Source organism: Rhodospirillum rubrum ATCC 11170 (genome assembly GCF_000013085.1).
Lineage (GTDB): Bacteria > Pseudomonadota > Alphaproteobacteria > Rhodospirillales > Rhodospirillaceae > Rhodospirillum > Rhodospirillum rubrum.
Map to the genome: position 1 here is coordinate 4,159,217 of NC_007643.1, position 16,048 is coordinate 4,175,264.

Sequence of the window (16,048 nt, forward strand, 5' to 3'; positions counted from 1 at the left end):
GCAGGGGGCCCCTTTTTTTGTTTCACGTGAAACAGCGCTGCAGGCGCGAAGCCGTCAGGGAATTAGCACCGTCGAGCCGGTGGTGCGGCGGCCGGCCAGATCCTGATGGGCTTTGACCGCATCGGCCAGGGCATAGGTCTGGCCGATATCGATCTTCACCGCGCCATTGCCGACGACGGCGAACAGATCATTCGCGGTGTCGACCAACTCGCGGCGATCGGCGGTGTAATGGGCCAGGGTCGGCCGGGTCAGGAACAGCGAGCCCTTTTGGCTGAGCAGGGCGGGGGCGATCGGCGGCACCGGTCCCGAGGCATTGCCAAAGGTCACCATCATGCCGCGCCGCTGCAGGCAATCCAGCGAGCCCTCGAACACGGCGGCGCCGACCCCGTCGTAAACCACGGGTACGCCCTGGCCGCCGGTGATCTCGCGTACCCGCTCGACGAAGTTCTCGGTGCTGTAGTTGATGACGTGGCTGCAGCCGTGGGCGCGGGCGAGGGCGGCCTTTTCGTCGCTGCCAACCGTGCCGATGGTGGTGACGCCCAGATGCTTCAGCCACTGGCAGGCGATCAGCCCGACGCCGCCGGCCGCCGCATGGAGCAGCACGGTCATCCCGGACTGAACCGGGAAGGTCTGGCGGATCAGATAGCGCACGGTCATGCCGCGCAGCATCATGCCGGCGGCCTGGGTGTCGGTGATGGTATCGGGGATCGCCAGCAAGGTGTTCTCGGGCATCACCCGGCGGTCGGCATAGGCGCCCAGCGGTCCGGTGCCATAGCACACCCTTTGGCCGACGGCGACCAGCGAGACCCCGGGGCCCACCGCTTCGACCACCCCCGCCGCTTCCAACCCCAAACCGCTGGGCAAAGGCAGGGCATAAAGGCCGCTGCGCTGATAGGTGTCGATATAATTGACGCCGACGGCGGTCTGGCGCAGCAGAACGTCGCCGGGACCGAGATCGGGCAGATCGACGGTTTCCAAGGTCAGGACCTCGGGTCCGCCGACCTCGCGAAAGCGAATGGCTTTGGCCAAGAGCAGTCTCCTTTTTTACAGGCTTAAAACAGCGAGAGGGTTTCTCCGGGCAAAGGCACCCCTTCAAGGGCGAGCAAGCGGCGCTTGGTTTCAAGACCGCCGCGCCCAGAGTAACCGCCCGCGGCGCCCGCCGCCGCCAAAACGCGATGGCAGGGGATAAGGATGGGTAAGGGGTTGCGCCCGCAGGCGGTGCCGACGCTGCGCGCCGAAGAACCGACCCGGGCGGCGAGGGCGCCATAGCTTTCGGTGCGTCCGAAGGGGATCTCGCGGAGCGCCGCCCAGACCCGCGCCTGATGGTCGGTGCCGCCCGGGGCCAGCGGCAGATCGAAGCCTTGCCGGGCGCCGGCGAAATAGGCGGCCAGCTGCAGGGCGGCCTCGGCCAACAGCGGCGTGGCGGCGAGAGCGCCGGCCCCGGGCGGGGGGATGGTCTCGTCCTCGCCCCACCCCAGCGCCACCAGGGCGTCGTGCCGCTCCTCTAGCCACAGGGGCCCCACAGGGCTGGCAAGGGTTATGCGGGGCATGGCGGCGCCTCCTTTGGCGAAGCGGGGTGGTCAGCGGCCGAGAAGGTCCTGGCGCAGGTCGTCGGGCTGGGTCAGCGGCCGACCGCACACCGGGCCCCTGCAGACATAGGCGGTCGGTCGCCCCCCCAAAGCCGTCTTGCCGAAAGCCGGATGGTCGCGGGGCAGGGGGGTGCCCTCGCTCAGGCGGGTAACCACCAAAGTGGCGCTCGGCGCCTCGGCAAGGACGCGGCCCAGGCGGCCGTCATCATTGACCAGCACCACCTGAATCCCGGCGGCGAGCAGCTCAAAAGCCGCCAGCACCGACACCGTATGGGGAAAGCGCTCGGACAGACTTGCGCCATAGGAGGCTAGGATATCCTCGGCCCTCTGGCGATACAGCTCCTTGCCGGTCAGCAGGAACAGCCGGGCCAGACCCTGGGCGAGCAGGCCGTTGCCCGACGGCTGGGCGCTGTCGATCAGTCCGCGGGTGCGCACGATCAGGGCCGAGGCATCGGCCGCGCTTTGGAAGTAGCCGCCGCGCGGATCGCGGTACTGGCGCTCGACGGTTTCGGCCCAGACCTGCGCCTGCGTTAAAAAGGCCGCTTCGCCGCTGATGCCATGGAGGGCGAGGGCGGCGTGGATCATTCCGGCGTAGTCTTCAAGCAAGGCGGTCTCGCCCAGCCGGCCGGCGCACCAGGCATGGCCGAGGCGACCGTCCTCGCGGCTCATGGTGGCGACGACGGCGTCAAAGGCGCTGCGGCCAAGGGCGACCCACTCGGGGCGGGACAGGGCTTCGCCGGCTTCGGCCAGGGCGGCGATCATCAGGCCATTCCAATCGGCCAGAACCTTGTCATCGCGGCCGGGGCGCGGCCGCTGGCCGCGCCGGTCGAGCAATAGGGCGCGGGCGGGGGCCAAGGCGGCGTCGATGGCGTCTTCCTTGCCCTCGTCCAAAAGGCCGCTGGCATGGGTCGGCGGCTGGCTGAGGGTGGCGCGGTTCAGAATCGTCCGCCCCTCCCAATTGCCCTGGGGGGTGACGTCATAGGCCTGCTTGAACAGCGCCGCCTGTTCGCCCAGCGCGGCGTCGATCTCGGCCTCGTCCCACACATAGAAGCGACCTTCGCCGCCCTCGCTATCGGCGTCCAGGCTGGCGGCGAAGGCGCCATTGTCGCCGATCATCTCGCTCTGCGCCCAGGCCACGGTCTGGGCGATGCGCCGGGCCAGCAGCGGGCTGCGGGTGGTCTTCCACACCAGGGTCATCAGGGCGATGAGCTGGGCGTTGTCATAGAGCATCTTTTCGAAATGCGGGGCCAGCCACAGGCTGTCGGTGGAATAGCGGGCGAAGCCGCCGGCCAGATGATCGTAGATGCCGCCCTGGGCCATGCGCTCCAGGGTCAGGGTGACGGCGGCCCTCAGCTTGGCGTCGCCGGTGCGCAGATAGGCCCGCCACAGGAAATCGAAAACGAAGGGCATGGGGAATTTCGGCGCCCCGCTCAGGCCGCCGGCCACCCCGTCGATATGACTGAGCAAGGCGCGGGCGGCGTCATCGAGCTGGGGCAGGCTAAGAGCGACGCCGCCCGCGCGATCGCCGGCGTTCATCTCGGCCAGGGCCTCGCGCAGGCGCGCCGCGGTCTCGGCGACCTTATCGGGGGCGCTGCGGAAGATCTCGGAAACCTGGCGCAGCACCTGGACGAAGCCCGGGCGGCCATAACGCGGCTCGCGCGGGAAATAGGTGCCGCCGGTGACCGGTTCGCCCTCCGGTGTCAGGAACAAGGTCAGCGGCCAACCGCCCTGTTCCCCCATCAAGGCCAGGGCCCCCTGATAGAGGGCATCGACATCGGGGTGCTCCTCGCGGTCGACCTTGACCGAAACGAACAGGGCGTTCATCACCTCGGCGACCTGGGGGTGTTCGAAGCTTTCGTGGGCCATGACATGGCACCAGTGGCAGGCCGAATAGCCAATGCTCAGCAGCACCGGCCGATTGAGCGCCCGGGCTTCGGCGAAGGCCTCCTCGCCCCAGGGCAGCCAGTGAACCGGGTTGTCCTTGTGCTGCAGCAGATAAGGGGAGGTTTCCTCGCCAAGGCGGTTGCGGCTCATCGGACGGATCCTTCGCGGGCTTGAGGGGGCGCGGGCTTAAAGGGGTACGGGCTAAGGGGAGGGCGGTCAGGACCAGCACCGCGCGGGCGGCGGCGAAAAGAACCGGGCGCGACGATTGCCTAACCCGGTTCCATGCCCTAACTTCGGGTTACGGCGTGGGCTTTGCAACAGGCGCCGACATACCGGGAAGGGGTCGAGCGATGAAGGTCACGGTTGATGTGGACTGTACGCCCGAAGAGGCCCGGGCCTTTCTTGGTTTACCCGATGTACAGCCGATGCAGCAGGCGCTGCTCAAGCAGATGCAAGATCGCCTGAGCGCCAATCTCGGCGCCATGGAGCCCGAAGCGTTGCTCAAGACCTGGTTACCAACCCAGGTCAGCAATATCGGGGCGCTGCAGGACTTTTTCTGGTCGCAATTCGCCAAGGCCGCCAGCGGCGCCACCGGCAAAAGCGACCCCCGCAAACCTCAGGAATAGGGCGGCCCCGCGGCCGCGACATTGGTTCTATGACCGTCGATACCATTTTTGCCCCCGCCACCGCCCGTGGTCGGGCGGGGGTCGCGATCGTTCGCTTGTCCGGACCCCGGGCCGCAACCGCCCTGACGCTTTTGGCCGGCCGGCTGCCCGAAGCCCGCCGGGCGACCCGCGCGGCGCTGCGCTCCCCCCCCAGCGGCCCAGGGCCCACCGGCCCGGGGCCGGAGGAGGGGGGCGAGGTTCTTGATGACGCCCTGGTGCTGTGGTTTCCGGCGCCGGCCAGCTTCACCGGCGAGGATGTGGCCGAGCTTCATATCCATGGCGGGCGGGCGGTTCTTGCCGCGGTGCTGGGGGCCTTGGGCGATCTGCCCGGCCTGCGTCCGGCCGAGGCCGGCGAGTTTTCGCGGCGGGCTTTCCTCAATGGCCGGCTTGATCTGACGGCGGCCGAGGCCCTGGCCGATCTGGTCGATGCCGAGACCCAGGCCCAGCGCCGTCAGGCCCTGCGCCAAGCCGATGGCGCCCTGGTCCGGCTCTATGAGGGCTGGCGGAAGACCGGCATCGGCCTGCTTGCCCATCTTGAAGCGGTGCTTGATTTCCCCGATGAGGACCTGCCGCCCGAAGTGGAAACGGCGGTGCGCGGGGGCATCGGCGCCCTGGCCGACGCCCTGGCCGGTCATCTCGATGACCGTCACCGGGGCGAGCGCCTGCGCGACGGTCTGCAGGTCGCGGTGGTCGGCGCCCCCAATGTCGGCAAGTCCAGTCTGGTCAATCGGCTGGCCCGGCGCGAGGCGGCGATCGTCTCCGATATCGCCGGCACCACCCGCGATATCGTCGAGGTCGCCCTCGATCTGGGTGGCTATCCGCTGGTGGTCGCCGATACCGCCGGTTTGCGCGAGACCAGCGACGGCATCGAGGCCGAAGGCGTGCGCCGGGCCCGGGCCCGGCTGGCCGCCGCCGATCTGACCCTGGCGGTCAGCGATGGCACGGTGGAAAACGGGGCCGATGATCCGGCCGCCGATTTGACCGGAGAAGCGGTTTTGCGGGTGGTGACCAAGCGCGATCTACTCGATCCGCGCGCCGTCGAGCGCTGGCTGGCCCGGGGTGCCCTGCCGGTTTCGACGCTAACCGGCGAGGGGCTGGACGCTTTGGAGGCGGCCCTGGAAAGCCGGGCCCGGGCTTTTTTCGAGGGCGATGGCACCCCGGCCCTGACCCGCCAGCGCCACCGCTCGGCCCTGATGGAGGCGCGCGCCGCGCTGCGGCGGGCGGCCGAAGCGCCTCTGGCCGAACTGGTGGCCGAGGACCTGCGCCTCGCCCTGCGCGCCATCGGCCGCATCACCGGACGGGTGACGGTGGATGACGTTCTTGATGTCATCTTCCGCGATTTCTGCATCGGCAAATAAAGAGCACAGCCCGGCCGCCCCCGCTGAAGGGGGCAGGCCCGAGAGAGGGACGGGACCCCATGACGAACCATTGGGATGTGATCGTGGTTGGCGGCGGCCACGCCGGCACCGAGGCGGCGGCGGCGGCGGCGCGGCTGGGGGCGAAGACCCTGCTGGCCACCCATAAGCTGGAAACCGTCGGCACCATGTCGTGCAATCCGGCGATCGGCGGTCTGGCCAAGGGCCATCTGGTGCGCGAGATCGACGCCCTGGATGGGGTGATGGGCCGGGCCATCGATCGCGGCGGCATCCAGTTTCGCATCCTCAACCGCTCCAAGGGACCGGCGGTGCGCGGTCCGCGCGCCCAGGCCGATCGGGCGCTTTACGCCCAGGCGGTGCGGGCGATCCTGGCCGATCAGCCGGGGCTGACCCTGGCCGCCCTGGCGATCGAGGATCTGTTGATCGGGAACGACGGCCGCTGCGCCGGGGTGATCGACGCCGAGGGCGGGGTGCACCGCGCCGGGGCGGTGGTGCTGACCACCGGCACCTTCCTGCGCGGCGTTATTCATATCGGCACCCAGACCACCCCAGCCGGGCGCATCGGCGAGGCGCCGGCCCTTGGGCTATCGGCGACCTTGGCCCGTCTGGGCTTTCCCTTGGGCCGGCTGAAGACCGGGACGCCGCCGCGCCTGGATGGCCGGACCATCGCCTGGGCGACCCTGGAAAGCCAGCCCGGCGATGAGCCGCCGCCGCCGTTTTCCTTCCTGACCACGGCGATCACCACGCCGCAAATTTCCTGCGCCATCACCGAAACCACCGCCGAGACCCATCGCGTGATTCGCGAAAATCTCCATCGGGCGCCGCTTTATTCCGGGCAGATCCAGGGGGTGGGGCCGCGCTATTGTCCGAGCATCGAGGACAAGGTGGTGCGCTTCGCCGACCGCGACCGCCATCAAATCTTCCTCGAGCCCGAGGGGCTGGATGATCCGACGGTCTATCCCAATGGCATTTCCACCAGCCTGCCGATCGATGTTCAACTGGCCTTGCTCGCCACCATTCCCGGTCTGGAAAAGGCCGAGATGATGCGGCCGGGCTATGCCATCGAATACGACTTCGTCGATCCGCGCTGCCTGGGCCCGACGCTGGAGACCGACCGTTTGCCCGGTCTGTTCCTCGCCGGCCAGATCAATGGCACCACCGGCTATGAGGAAGCCGCCGCCCAAGGGCTGATCGCCGGCCTCAACGCCGCCCGCGTCGCCGGGGCGGGGGAGCGGGCCGCGCCGATCACCTTCGACCGGGCCGAGGGCTATCTGGGGGTTCTGGTCGACGACCTGATTACCCTGGGCACCACCGAGCCTTACCGCATGTTCACCTCGCGGGCGGAATACCGCTTGCTGCTGCGCGCCGATAACGCCGATCTGCGGCTGACCGCCAAGGGCATCGCTTTGGGCTGCGTCGGCGCCGCGCGCACCGCCGCCTTCGAGGACAAGCGGGCGGCGTTGACGGCGGCGCGGACGATGATCGACGGCTTGGCGCTGACCCCGCCGGACCTGGCCCGGCGCGGCATCGCCGTCAATCAGGACGGTCAGCGGCGGACGCCGCTGGATCTGCTCTGCCATGCCGATATCGACTGGGCGCGGCTGGTGGCCCTGTGGCCCGAGCTCGGGGCGATCCGCCCCGATGTCGCCGAGCAACTGGAAATCGGCGCCCGCTATGCCGGCTATCTGGAGCGTATGCATGGCGATGTCGCCGCCTTTCGCCGCGATGAGGCCCTGGTTCTGCCCGCCGATCTGGCCTATGACGGCCTAGCCAATCTGTCGGCGGAACTGCGCGGCAAGCTGACTTTGGCCCGGCCGGCGACCCTTGGCGCGGCGGCGCGCATTCCCGGTATGACCCCGGCGGCCTTGACGGCTCTGCTCCGACATGTGAAGAGAAGGGAGAGAGACTCGGTGGAAGAGTGTTTCACGTGAAACAGTTGGCCGCCGACGTTGCGCTTTTTTCCTGGTTTGGATAAGGAGAACCCGGTGCCGCCGATGACGCCCGAGGCCTTCGCCGCTGACGTTCCTGTTTCACGTGAAACAGTCGAGCGGCTGGAGGCCTATCTTGCGGTGCTCGAAAAGTGGCAACGGCGGATCAATCTGGTGGGCAAAACCACCCTGGACGATCCCTGGCGCCGGCATTTTTTGGACTCCGCCCAACTGCTGGCGTTGCTGCCGACCCCGACGCGGGTGCTGCTTGATCTGGGCAGCGGCGCCGGATTTCCCGGGCTGGTTCTGGCCATCCTCGGCGTGCCCGAGGTTCATCTGGTGGAAGCCGATGGTCGCAAGAGCGCCTTTCTCATCGAGGCGGCGCGGATCACCAACACCCGAATCGTCCTCCATACGCTGCGGCTCGAAGCCCTGCCGGTCTTCCCGGTGGATGTGGTCACGGCCCGAGCCTTTGCGCCCCTCGCACGGATCCTCGAGGGTGCCGCCCCCTTCCTTCTCGCGGGTGCACAAGGGGTGTTCCTGAAGGGCCAATCGGTTGATGACGAATTGACCGAGGCCCAGAGCCAATGGACAATGTCGGTGGAGCGGTTTGCCAGCCGCAGCGATCCCACCGGACATATCCTGCGCATCGGAGAGATACACCGTGCCTGATCAAGCCATCGCGGCCCCCGCGTTGTCGGCCAAGCTCGTTCTCAACACCCCGCGGATCATCGCCATCGCCAATCAGAAGGGCGGGGTGGGCAAGACCACCACGGCGATCAATCTCGCCACCGCCCTGGCGGCCACCGGCAAGCGGGTGCTGATCATCGATATGGATCCGCAGGGCAATGCCTCAACCGGCCTCGGCCTGTCGTCCGCCGCCCGCAAAGTCACCACCTATGATATCTTGATGGGCGACGCCAAGGCGCGCGCCGCCGTCACCCCCACCGGCATTCCGCGCTTGGCGGTGATTCCGGCCGGCGTCGATCTGGCCGGCGCCGAGTTGGAGCTGGTCGAGCGGACGCAGCGCGAATTCCGCCTGCGCATGGCCTTGGCCGATGAACTGATCGATTTTGATTATGTGCTGGTCGATTGCCCGCCGGCCTTGGGCCTGCTGACCCTTAACGCCCTGATCGCCGCCGATGCGGTGATGGTGCCGCTGCAGTGCGAATTCTTCGCCCTGGAAGGGGTGAGCCATCTGGTCAAGACCATCGATCGTGTCCGCAAGGCCTTCAATCCGCGCCTGGAAATTCAAGGCATCGTTCTGACCATGTTCGATCGCCGCAATAACCTGTCGGAGATGGTGGCGGCCGATGTGCGCGACTATTTCGGCGCCAAGGTCTACAAGACGGTGATTCCGCGCAATGTGCGGATTTCCGAGGCGCCCTCCCATGGCAAGCCCGTGCTGCTCTATGACCTTAAATGTGCCGGGTCGCAGGCCTATCTGCATTTGGCCGGCGAGATAATCAAGCAGGAAGGCGGATTGGCGGCATGAACGGAGACACAGCAGCACCCGGTCGGCGGCGCGGTCTGGGCCGGGGGTTATCGGCCCTGCTTGGCGATGATCCCAACGACACCGTCGTTCAGGAATCCGCCGCCGCCGCCGCCGCCGCTGTCGCCTCGGGACGGGCGATTCAGGTGCTGCCGGTCGGCGCCCTCGTTCCCAACCCCGATCAGCCGCGCCGCCATTTCGATGAAGAGGCGATCGCCGATCTGACGGAATCGATCCGCGCCAAGGGAATCTTGTCGCCGATTCTCGCCCGGCCCGATCCCAATCAACCCGGCACCTTCCAGATCATCGCTGGTGAACGGCGCTGGCGCGCCGCCCAGCGGGCGCAGCTCCATGAAGTGCCGGTGCTGGTCCGCAGCTTCTCCGACCAGGAAACCCTGGAAGTCGCGCTGATCGAAAACCTGCAGCGCCAGGATCTTTCGCCGCTGGAAGAAGCCGAGGGCTATCGCCGCCTGCTGGAGGATTTCGCCCATACCCAGGAAGATCTGGCCAAGGTCGTCGGCAAAAGCCGCAGTCACGTCGCCAATACCATGCGATTGCTGCAGCTTCCCGATGACGTGCGCGAGATGGTGGAGAAGGGGGCGCTTTCGGCCGGCCATGCCCGGGCCTTGTTGACGACCGAGGCGATCTCCGATCTCGCCCGTCTTGTCGTGTCGCGCGGCTTGAATGTGCGGCAGACCGAAAAGCTGGTGCAGCAGGCGGCGGCGGCGGCCAATAAGCCGCGTCGGCCGGCGACGGCGGCGCCGACAGACAAAGATGCCGATACCCTGGCCCTTGAGCGCGATATTTCCAATGTTCTGGGTCTGGCGGTCGAGATTTCGGCCAAGGCGCGCGGTGGCCGGCTGACCATCGACTACGATAGTCTCTCCCAGCTTGACGACATCCTCCATCGCCTGACCCGTGGCCATCAGGGCCCCCTGCAGCGCTTGGCCGGTGAAGAGCCCCCCCTCGCCAACGGGTAATTGGCGGAAATCCCATTCACGGGGATGGGGCGGAGCGATCCTTGCCGCCGACCCGGTTACGACAAGAGGGGGGGATCGGTCACCGGTCCGTCGCCACCCCCGGGAAGAGTTTGAGCGAATTTTGATCCACGGCCGCCCCAATGCCGCCAAAATTCCTATGACAGGGGGGACGCGGGGCGATTGGGGGGGGATCGATCGCCCTGCGGCCGCGAGTCTTGGACCTGCGGAACCTGTTGAAAAAACAAAGAAATACCCATTCACGAAAGCAAGGGGGCGGACATCCGTCCCGCGGATCGAGGCCAAGGGCGTCCTCTTCAGCGGCTGGCGGTTTTTGCCCCCCGGGCCAGACGCAGCAACAGACGTTCCACCAGGGCGCGCTCGGGCAGGCCGCTGCTCTTCGCGTCGATTTCGGCGTCAAGCAACAGATCCAGGGCCTGGGCAAGGCGCTCGGCTGACCAGCGCTGAACTTGGCTGCGGAATCGCGGGGCCAGTTTGAACATCACCGGCGGCTTGAGCGCGGCCAGGGCCTGATCCACGCTCGTTCCCCCGGCGATCAGTCCGGCGACCAGATGCAGCCGGGTGAAGTGGCGGGTCAGGCCCCGCAGAAGGGCGACCGTCGCCATGCCTTCCTGACCCAGGCGGTCAAGGGCGCGCAAGGCGGTGGCGCTATCGCCCTCGGCCACGGCGTTGGTCAGCATATCAAGGCCGATCTGGGCGCTATCGCCCACGCAGGCCAGGGCGTCGTCCAGGGACACGCTGGTGGCCTTGCCGCAATAGGTCACCAGCTTGGCCAGTTCCGAGCGGCTGACCCCGCGATCGCCGCCCAGATTGGCCACCAGATAGTCGATCACCTCGGGGGCGGCGGCCAGCCGGGCCTCGGCCAGGGTGGCGCGCACCAGGGTCTCAAGCGACCGCCCCTCATCGGCGTAGCAGGGCAGGGCGGCGGCGGCGCTAGCCCCTTCGAACAGCTTGCGCAGGGCGGAGCGGGCCGTGAGATCGCCGCCCTGGACCAGCACCAGGGCCTCGCCAACCGGGGCTTCGACGAAGGCCTTAAGGCGCGGGGCGTGCTGGTCGGTCATCTGACGCAGACGCACCAGCCGCCGCCCGCCGCCAAAGGCCAGGGCCGCCGCCTCGTCGGCCAGCCGCGCCGGATCGGCGCGCAGATCGTCGCCCGACAGGTCGGTGATGCGGAAGGGGTCCTTGGGATCGGCGACCACCGTGCGCGCCAGCTGCTCCAGCCGCTCGCGCACCAGCCCCTCGTCGGGGCCATAAACCAGCACGCAGCGGATTTTCGGATCGGGCTTGCGCAGGAAGCCGTCGATGGCTTGGCCGGTCAGTTTCACGGGCGCGGCTAAAGAACCCGGCCGGCCGGAGCCGGGGCTTGCGAGAAATAGGCGCCAAGGCGGGTGTAAAGCTGATCGGCGATCTGTTCGGCGGTGCGGCTGACCGCGTCGCGCTCGTTCATCTCGTTGGCGAAGGGCGAGCCGATCACGTCATAGGCCGCCCATGAGGTCTCGGTTCCCGACAGCAGCGGCTTGGGCGGCTGCACGCCGGCGCGATCAAGGGCGCGCAGCTGGAAGGTGATCGAGGCGCTCATGGTGTAGCGGGTGGTCCGGTCCCTCTTGGTGATGCCCGAGCTGCGCCGGATCAAGCTGCCCACCAGGGTCAGCCCATAGGTCGGTTGATCGGGAAGGCCAAGGCGATCGATCAGGGCATTGCGGATTTCCTGACCGAAGCGCGCATCCTCTTCCTTGGAATAGGTCACGGAATGGACATAGATCCCGGCCAAGGCGCCCGAGGCCCCGCCACGGCCGGCGGCGCCGGGGCGATCGGCCAGCATCGGCCGGAAGCCGCAGCCCGCCGGGACCAGGGCCCCGGCGAGAAGGACAAGGGCCTGGCGTCTAGACCACGACATTGATGATCCTGTTGGGCACGACGATAACCTTGCGCGGCGCGGCCCCGGCAAGCTGGGCAAGAACGGTGGGCAGGGCCAGGGCGGCGGCCTCGGCATCTTCCCGCTTGGCGTCCTTGGGCAGATCGACGGTGCCGCGCATCTTGCCGTTCACCTGCACGGCGATGGTCACCTGATCGTCGATCAGCATCAAGGGGTCCCAGGTCGGCCAGGGCGTTTCGGCCAGCAGCCCGTCCCGGCCCAGATGGCTCCACATCTCCTCGGCGATATGGGGGATCATCGGCGCCGCCAGCCGGGCGGCGGTTTCCAGGGCGAAGCGATAAACGGCGCCGGCCCCGGCCTCCTTGCCGTCAAGGGCGGCGATGGCGTTGGTCAGCTCGCGCAGGCGGGCGACGGCGGCGTTGAAGCGGAATTTCTCCAGATCATCGGTGACGCCGGCCACCGCCTTGTGGACGTGGCGAACCAGGGCAGCGGCCCCGGGGCCAAGATCGGCGGGAAGCGGCGCGCCGACGGCGCCGGGGTCGATCTGCGGCTGAAGGGCCATCCGCCACAGCCGGCCGATATAGCGCCAAGCGCCTTCGATGCCGGAATCGGTCCAATCCATATCGCGGTCGGGCGGGCTGTCCGACAACATGAACAGCCGGGCGGCATCGGCGCCGTACGACTCGAGGATGGCGGTCGGATCGACCGTGTTCATCTTCGATTTCGACATCTTTTCCGACCGGCCGACGCTGACGGGCGAGCCGTCGGACAGCAGGGTCGCCGTGCCATCGGCGGCCTTGTCGATCTGATCGGGCGACAGCCAAGCGCCATCCGTGTCGCGATAGGTCTCGTGGCAGATCATGCCCTGGGTGAACAACCCGGTGAAGGGCTCGCTCACCCCCAGATAGCCGCAATCGCGCAGCGCCCGGGTGAAAAAGCGCGAATACAGCAGGTGCAAAACCGCATGCTCGACACCGCCGACATATTGGTCGACGGGCAGCCAGTAATCGACCGCCTCGCGCTCGAAGGCCCTGTCGGTGTCGTGGGGGGCGCAGAAGCGGGCGAAATACCACGAGCTTTCGAAGAAGGTGTCGAAGGTATCGGTTTCACGCCGCGCCGGCTTGCCGCACTGCGGGCAGGCCACATGCTTCCAGGTTGGGTGGTGATCAAGCGGATTGCCCGGCTTGTCGAAGGTCACATCCTCGGGCAGCAGCACCGGCAGCTGATCCTCGGGCACGGGGACCGGGCCGCAGTCGTCGCAATGGATGATCGGGATCGGGCAGCCCCAATAGCGCTGGCGGGAAACGCCCCAGTCGCGCAGGCGGAACTGGACCACGCCTTCGCCGGCGCCCAGCTCGGCGATATGGGCGATCGCCCGGGCCTTGGCCTCGCTGACCGGAAGGCCATCGAGGAAGCCCGAAGCGATCGCCACGCCATCTTCGGAGAAGGCGGTGTCGGAGGCTTCCAGATCCTTGGCGAAAGCCTCGGCGTCGACCCCGGCCGGGGCGACGACGGCGCGCACGGGCAGGCCGTATTTGCGGGCGAAGTCCATGTCGCGCTGATCATGGGCCGGGCAGCCGAAAATCGCCCCGGTGCCGTATTCCATCAGCACGAAATTGGCGACATAGACCGGCAGTTCCCAGGCCGGATCGAAGGGATGACGCACCTTGAGGCCGGTATCGAAGCCCTTTTTCTCGGCCGTCTCGATCTCGACCTCGCTGGTGCCCATGCGCCCGCACTCGGCGATGAAGGCGGCGAGATCGGGATTGGTGGCGGCGATTTCAGCCGCCAGCGGATGATTGGCCGAAATGGCGCAGAACGACGCGCCAAACAGCGTATCGGGGCGGGTGGTATAGACCTCCAGCGCCTGATCGCGGCCGACCAGCCCAAAGCGCACCCGGGCGCCTTCCGAACGGCCGATCCAATTGGTCTGCATCAGCCGGACCTTATCGGGCCAGCGATCAAGATCGCCGATGGCGGCCAGCAGATCCTCGGCGTAGCGGGTGATGCGCAAGAACCACTGCGACAGCTTGCGACGCTCGACCGGGGCGCCCGAGCGCCAGCCCTTGCCGTCGATCACCTGCTCGTTGGCCAGCACCGTATGCTCCACCGGGTCCCAATTGACCCAGGATTCACGGCGATAGGCCAGACCGGCCTTGAGGAAATCCAGGAACATCTTCTGTTCGTGGCGATAATAGGCCGGCTCGCAGGTGCTGACCTCGCGGCTCCAGTCGATCGACAGCCCCATCGGCTTGAACTGCTCGCGCATGATCGCGATGTTCTGACGGGTCCATGTCGCCGGATGGACGCCGCGCTGGATGGCGGCGTTTTCCGCCGGCAGGCCAAAGGCGTCCCAGCCCATCGGATGAAGCACATTGAAGCCCTGGGCCCGCTTGAAGCGGGCGACGACGTCGCCCAGCGTGTAATTGCGCACATGGCCCATGTGGATGCGCCCCGACGGATAGGGGAACATTTCAAGAACATAATACTTCGGCCGCGTCCGATCCTCGCGGGCGGTGAAACATCCGCCTTCGGCCCAGGCGGTCTGCCACTTGGCCTCGGTTTCCTTAACGTTGTAACGATCCTCGGACGCCATTTCTCGACAGTCTTTCTTTAGCCAAACAGGAAGCGGGGCGGGCCGGACAGCGGGGAGGCCGGCGCGGAGGCGCGCGCGCCCCGCGGGGAAAGGGTTACTGGGCGTTCATCACCGAAAGCCGCAATTGGCGGGCCCGGGTCAGGATGGCGTTTTCCATATCGGTCGCCACCTCGGTCGCCACCGGCGCGTCGCTCCAGGTTCCCCCGGCGCTGCGCTGCTGCTTGAACACCGAGACCTTCACGCCATCGGCGCGCAGGCCCTTGGACAGGATATAGACATTGGCCTTGAAGCGTTCGTTGGGGCTTTCGGGGGGGGCGTACCAATCGGTGATGATCACCCCGCCGAAGGGATCGGCCGAGGTCAGCGGCATGAAGCCCATGGTGTCGAGCGAGGCCCGCCACAGGAAACTATTGACCCCGACGCCGCTGGCGCCCGGCTCGGACGAACCGCCTTTGCCGCCCAGGATGTTCAGGCCGCTCGGCCCGAACAGCCCCGGGGTTTCATCGGGCTTGGACGGATCGCGGTAGACGCGCTGTTTGGTGGCCTTGTCCTGCTCGGGGAAGACGGCCTGCGAGCCTTCGCAAGCCGTCAGCCCAAGGGTGAAGGCGACGGCGAGCACCGTGGCCGCCCCGCGGGCGGTTCGCTTCGATCGCGCAGGGGAAACAGGCTGCGGCAGGGTGGGGTGATGCCAGGAGGTCATGGTTGTTGTTACCCGTCGATGAGGCGGAAGGGCGAAGGGGCGGGGTGCCGGTCACGCCGAAAGCGGCGACAAACATACCGGTGGCCGCCGGCTTTTTCCATCCCCGGTACGCGGCTTTGGCTTTTCGCGGCCCGATCGCCGCCATTTCATCCCCGGAAGGGCGGAAATTCCGGCGATTCCGCCAAAGCCGCAGCCGGCAAGCCGGCGAAAACTGAGCGTCGAGATGCCGCCAAGGGCGATCACCGCCGGCGCTTTGCCGGCGCGTGAGCCCGCCGGCGCGCGGCGGGCGGCCAGCCGGTGGATCAGCAAGGCGGCGCGCCGCGCGCCAAGCCCCCGGGCGCCGGGATGGCTGGCCGTGGGGAACAGCGGCGACAGCACGATCAGGGCGCAGCCCAGGCGGCGGGCGCGGATCATCGCCGGGGCGTCATGGGCGGCGGCGCAAAGCCAACGACCCCGCGCCGCCCGGCGCCACAGCAACAGGCGGGCAAGCAAGCCATGGGCGGCCAGCTTGTCGGGCAGATGCAGGCCGGCCAAGCCCGCCGGCAAGGCGTGGGCGGGCGACGGCGCGGCCAGGATGACGGCGATGCGCCGCGCCCGCAGCCGGGCGATCAGCGCCCGGGCCAACCCATGACGGACGGCGCCGGCGCAGGCGTAATGGCGCACGATCACCCCGGCCTTGGGCGGCAGACGGTCGGCCGCGCCCAGCGGATCGGCCAAGCGCTGGTCATCGGTCATCAGCAGCAGTCGCGGCGGGGCGGCGGCGGAGCGGCGGGAGCCTAGGCGTGAAAGCGGGCTCCCCTTGGCGATGAAATGCACTAGGGTACGGGGCATGATACGGGCGAGCTTACCCCCGCGCGCCCCCGGCCGCACCCGTTATGCGCGGAATGGCGGCCGGGAGCGGCGCGAAAGCGTCCTCGCCCGCCGGGACCCCACCGCCGCGAATG

14 protein-coding genes are annotated in these 16,048 nt (G+C 68.0%); 6 read left to right on the forward strand and 8 right to left on the reverse strand.

What is annotated here, in order from left to right:
* Positions 1-54: 54 nt before the first annotated feature.
* The 3 genes from RRU_RS18695 to RRU_RS18705 are packed head-to-tail and all read right to left on the reverse strand — an operon-like array spanning position 55 to position 3,623.
* A complete protein-coding gene (locus tag RRU_RS18695; protein WP_011391367.1) occupies positions 55-1,029 on the reverse strand; it encodes a quinone oxidoreductase family protein in 975 nt (324 codons plus the stop codon).
* Positions 1,030-1,052: 23 nt separating this feature from the next.
* Positions 1,053-1,550 carry a methylated-DNA--[protein]-cysteine S-methyltransferase gene (locus RRU_RS18700; RefSeq protein ID WP_011391368.1) on the reverse strand — a complete coding sequence of 166 codons (498 nt, stop codon included), beginning with the start codon at positions 1,548-1,550 and terminating at the stop codon, positions 1,053-1,055.
* A gap of 30 nt (positions 1,551-1,580) precedes the next feature.
* Complete coding sequence (locus RRU_RS18705) at positions 1,581-3,623, reverse strand: thioredoxin domain-containing protein (protein ID WP_011391369.1); 2,043 nt, start codon at positions 3,621-3,623, stop codon at positions 1,581-1,583.
* Between the two features lie 200 nt (positions 3,624-3,823).
* On the opposite strand from RRU_RS18705, the gene RRU_RS18710 reads away from it, so the two are divergent.
* The 6 genes from RRU_RS18710 to RRU_RS18735 all read left to right on the forward strand — a co-directional run bounded on the left by RRU_RS18710 (position 3,824) and on the right by RRU_RS18735 (position 9,914).
* Positions 3,824-4,099 carry a DUF6489 family protein gene (locus RRU_RS18710; RefSeq protein WP_011391370.1) on the forward strand — a complete coding sequence of 92 codons (276 nt, stop codon included), beginning with the start codon at positions 3,824-3,826 and terminating at the stop codon, positions 4,097-4,099.
* A gap of 29 nt (positions 4,100-4,128) precedes the next feature.
* On the forward strand, positions 4,129-5,496 hold the full coding sequence (gene mnmE / locus RRU_RS18715) for a tRNA uridine-5-carboxymethylaminomethyl(34) synthesis GTPase MnmE (RefSeq protein ID WP_011391371.1): 1,368 nt from the start codon (positions 4,129-4,131) through the stop codon (positions 5,494-5,496).
* Between the two features lie 59 nt (positions 5,497-5,555).
* Positions 5,556-7,445 (forward strand): tRNA uridine-5-carboxymethylaminomethyl(34) synthesis enzyme MnmG, encoded by a 1,890-nt coding sequence (mnmG, locus tag RRU_RS18720; RefSeq protein WP_011391372.1) that lies wholly within the window; start codon positions 5,556-5,558, stop codon positions 7,443-7,445.
* Between the two features lie 63 nt (positions 7,446-7,508).
* Positions 7,509-8,114, forward strand: a complete 606-nt coding sequence (rsmG, locus tag RRU_RS18725; RefSeq protein WP_011391373.1) for a 16S rRNA (guanine(527)-N(7))-methyltransferase RsmG — start codon at positions 7,509-7,511, stop codon at positions 8,112-8,114.
* The gene (locus RRU_RS18730; RefSeq protein ID WP_011391374.1) at positions 8,107-8,937 is read left to right on the forward strand and encodes a ParA family protein; all 831 of its coding nucleotides are present in this window, start codon (positions 8,107-8,109) and stop codon (positions 8,935-8,937) included. The genes rsmG and RRU_RS18730 overlap by 8 nt, the downstream gene beginning before the upstream one ends.
* Complete coding sequence (locus RRU_RS18735; protein WP_011391375.1) at positions 8,934-9,914, forward strand: ParB/RepB/Spo0J family partition protein; 981 nt, start codon at positions 8,934-8,936, stop codon at positions 9,912-9,914. Before RRU_RS18730 ends, RRU_RS18735 begins: the two co-directional genes overlap by 4 nt.
* 314 nt (positions 9,915-10,228) lie before the next feature.
* On the opposite strand, the gene holA is transcribed toward RRU_RS18735, so the two are convergent.
* From holA to RRU_RS18760, 5 genes are all read right to left on the reverse strand, one after another.
* Entirely contained in the window at positions 10,229-11,257 is a 1,029-nt protein-coding gene (holA, locus tag RRU_RS18740) for a DNA polymerase III subunit delta (protein ID WP_011391376.1), read from the reverse strand.
* Between the two features lie 8 nt (positions 11,258-11,265).
* Positions 11,266-11,829 (reverse strand): LPS assembly lipoprotein LptE, encoded by a 564-nt coding sequence (gene lptE, locus RRU_RS18745; RefSeq protein WP_011391377.1) that lies wholly within the window; start codon positions 11,827-11,829, stop codon positions 11,266-11,268.
* Positions 11,816-14,404 carry a leucine--tRNA ligase gene (leuS, locus tag RRU_RS18750; protein WP_011391378.1) on the reverse strand — a complete coding sequence of 863 codons (2,589 nt, stop codon included), beginning with the start codon at positions 14,402-14,404 and terminating at the stop codon, positions 11,816-11,818. Before leuS ends, lptE begins: the two co-directional genes overlap by 14 nt.
* Positions 14,405-14,498: 94 nt before the next feature.
* Complete coding sequence (locus tag RRU_RS18755) at positions 14,499-15,104, reverse strand: DUF3576 domain-containing protein (protein WP_011391379.1); 606 nt, start codon at positions 15,102-15,104, stop codon at positions 14,499-14,501.
* A 51-nt stretch (positions 15,105-15,155) separates the two neighbouring features.
* Complete coding sequence (locus RRU_RS18760; protein ID WP_014626628.1) at positions 15,156-15,935, reverse strand: thiamine phosphate synthase; 780 nt, start codon at positions 15,933-15,935, stop codon at positions 15,156-15,158.
* Positions 15,936-16,048: the final 113 nt, after the last annotated feature.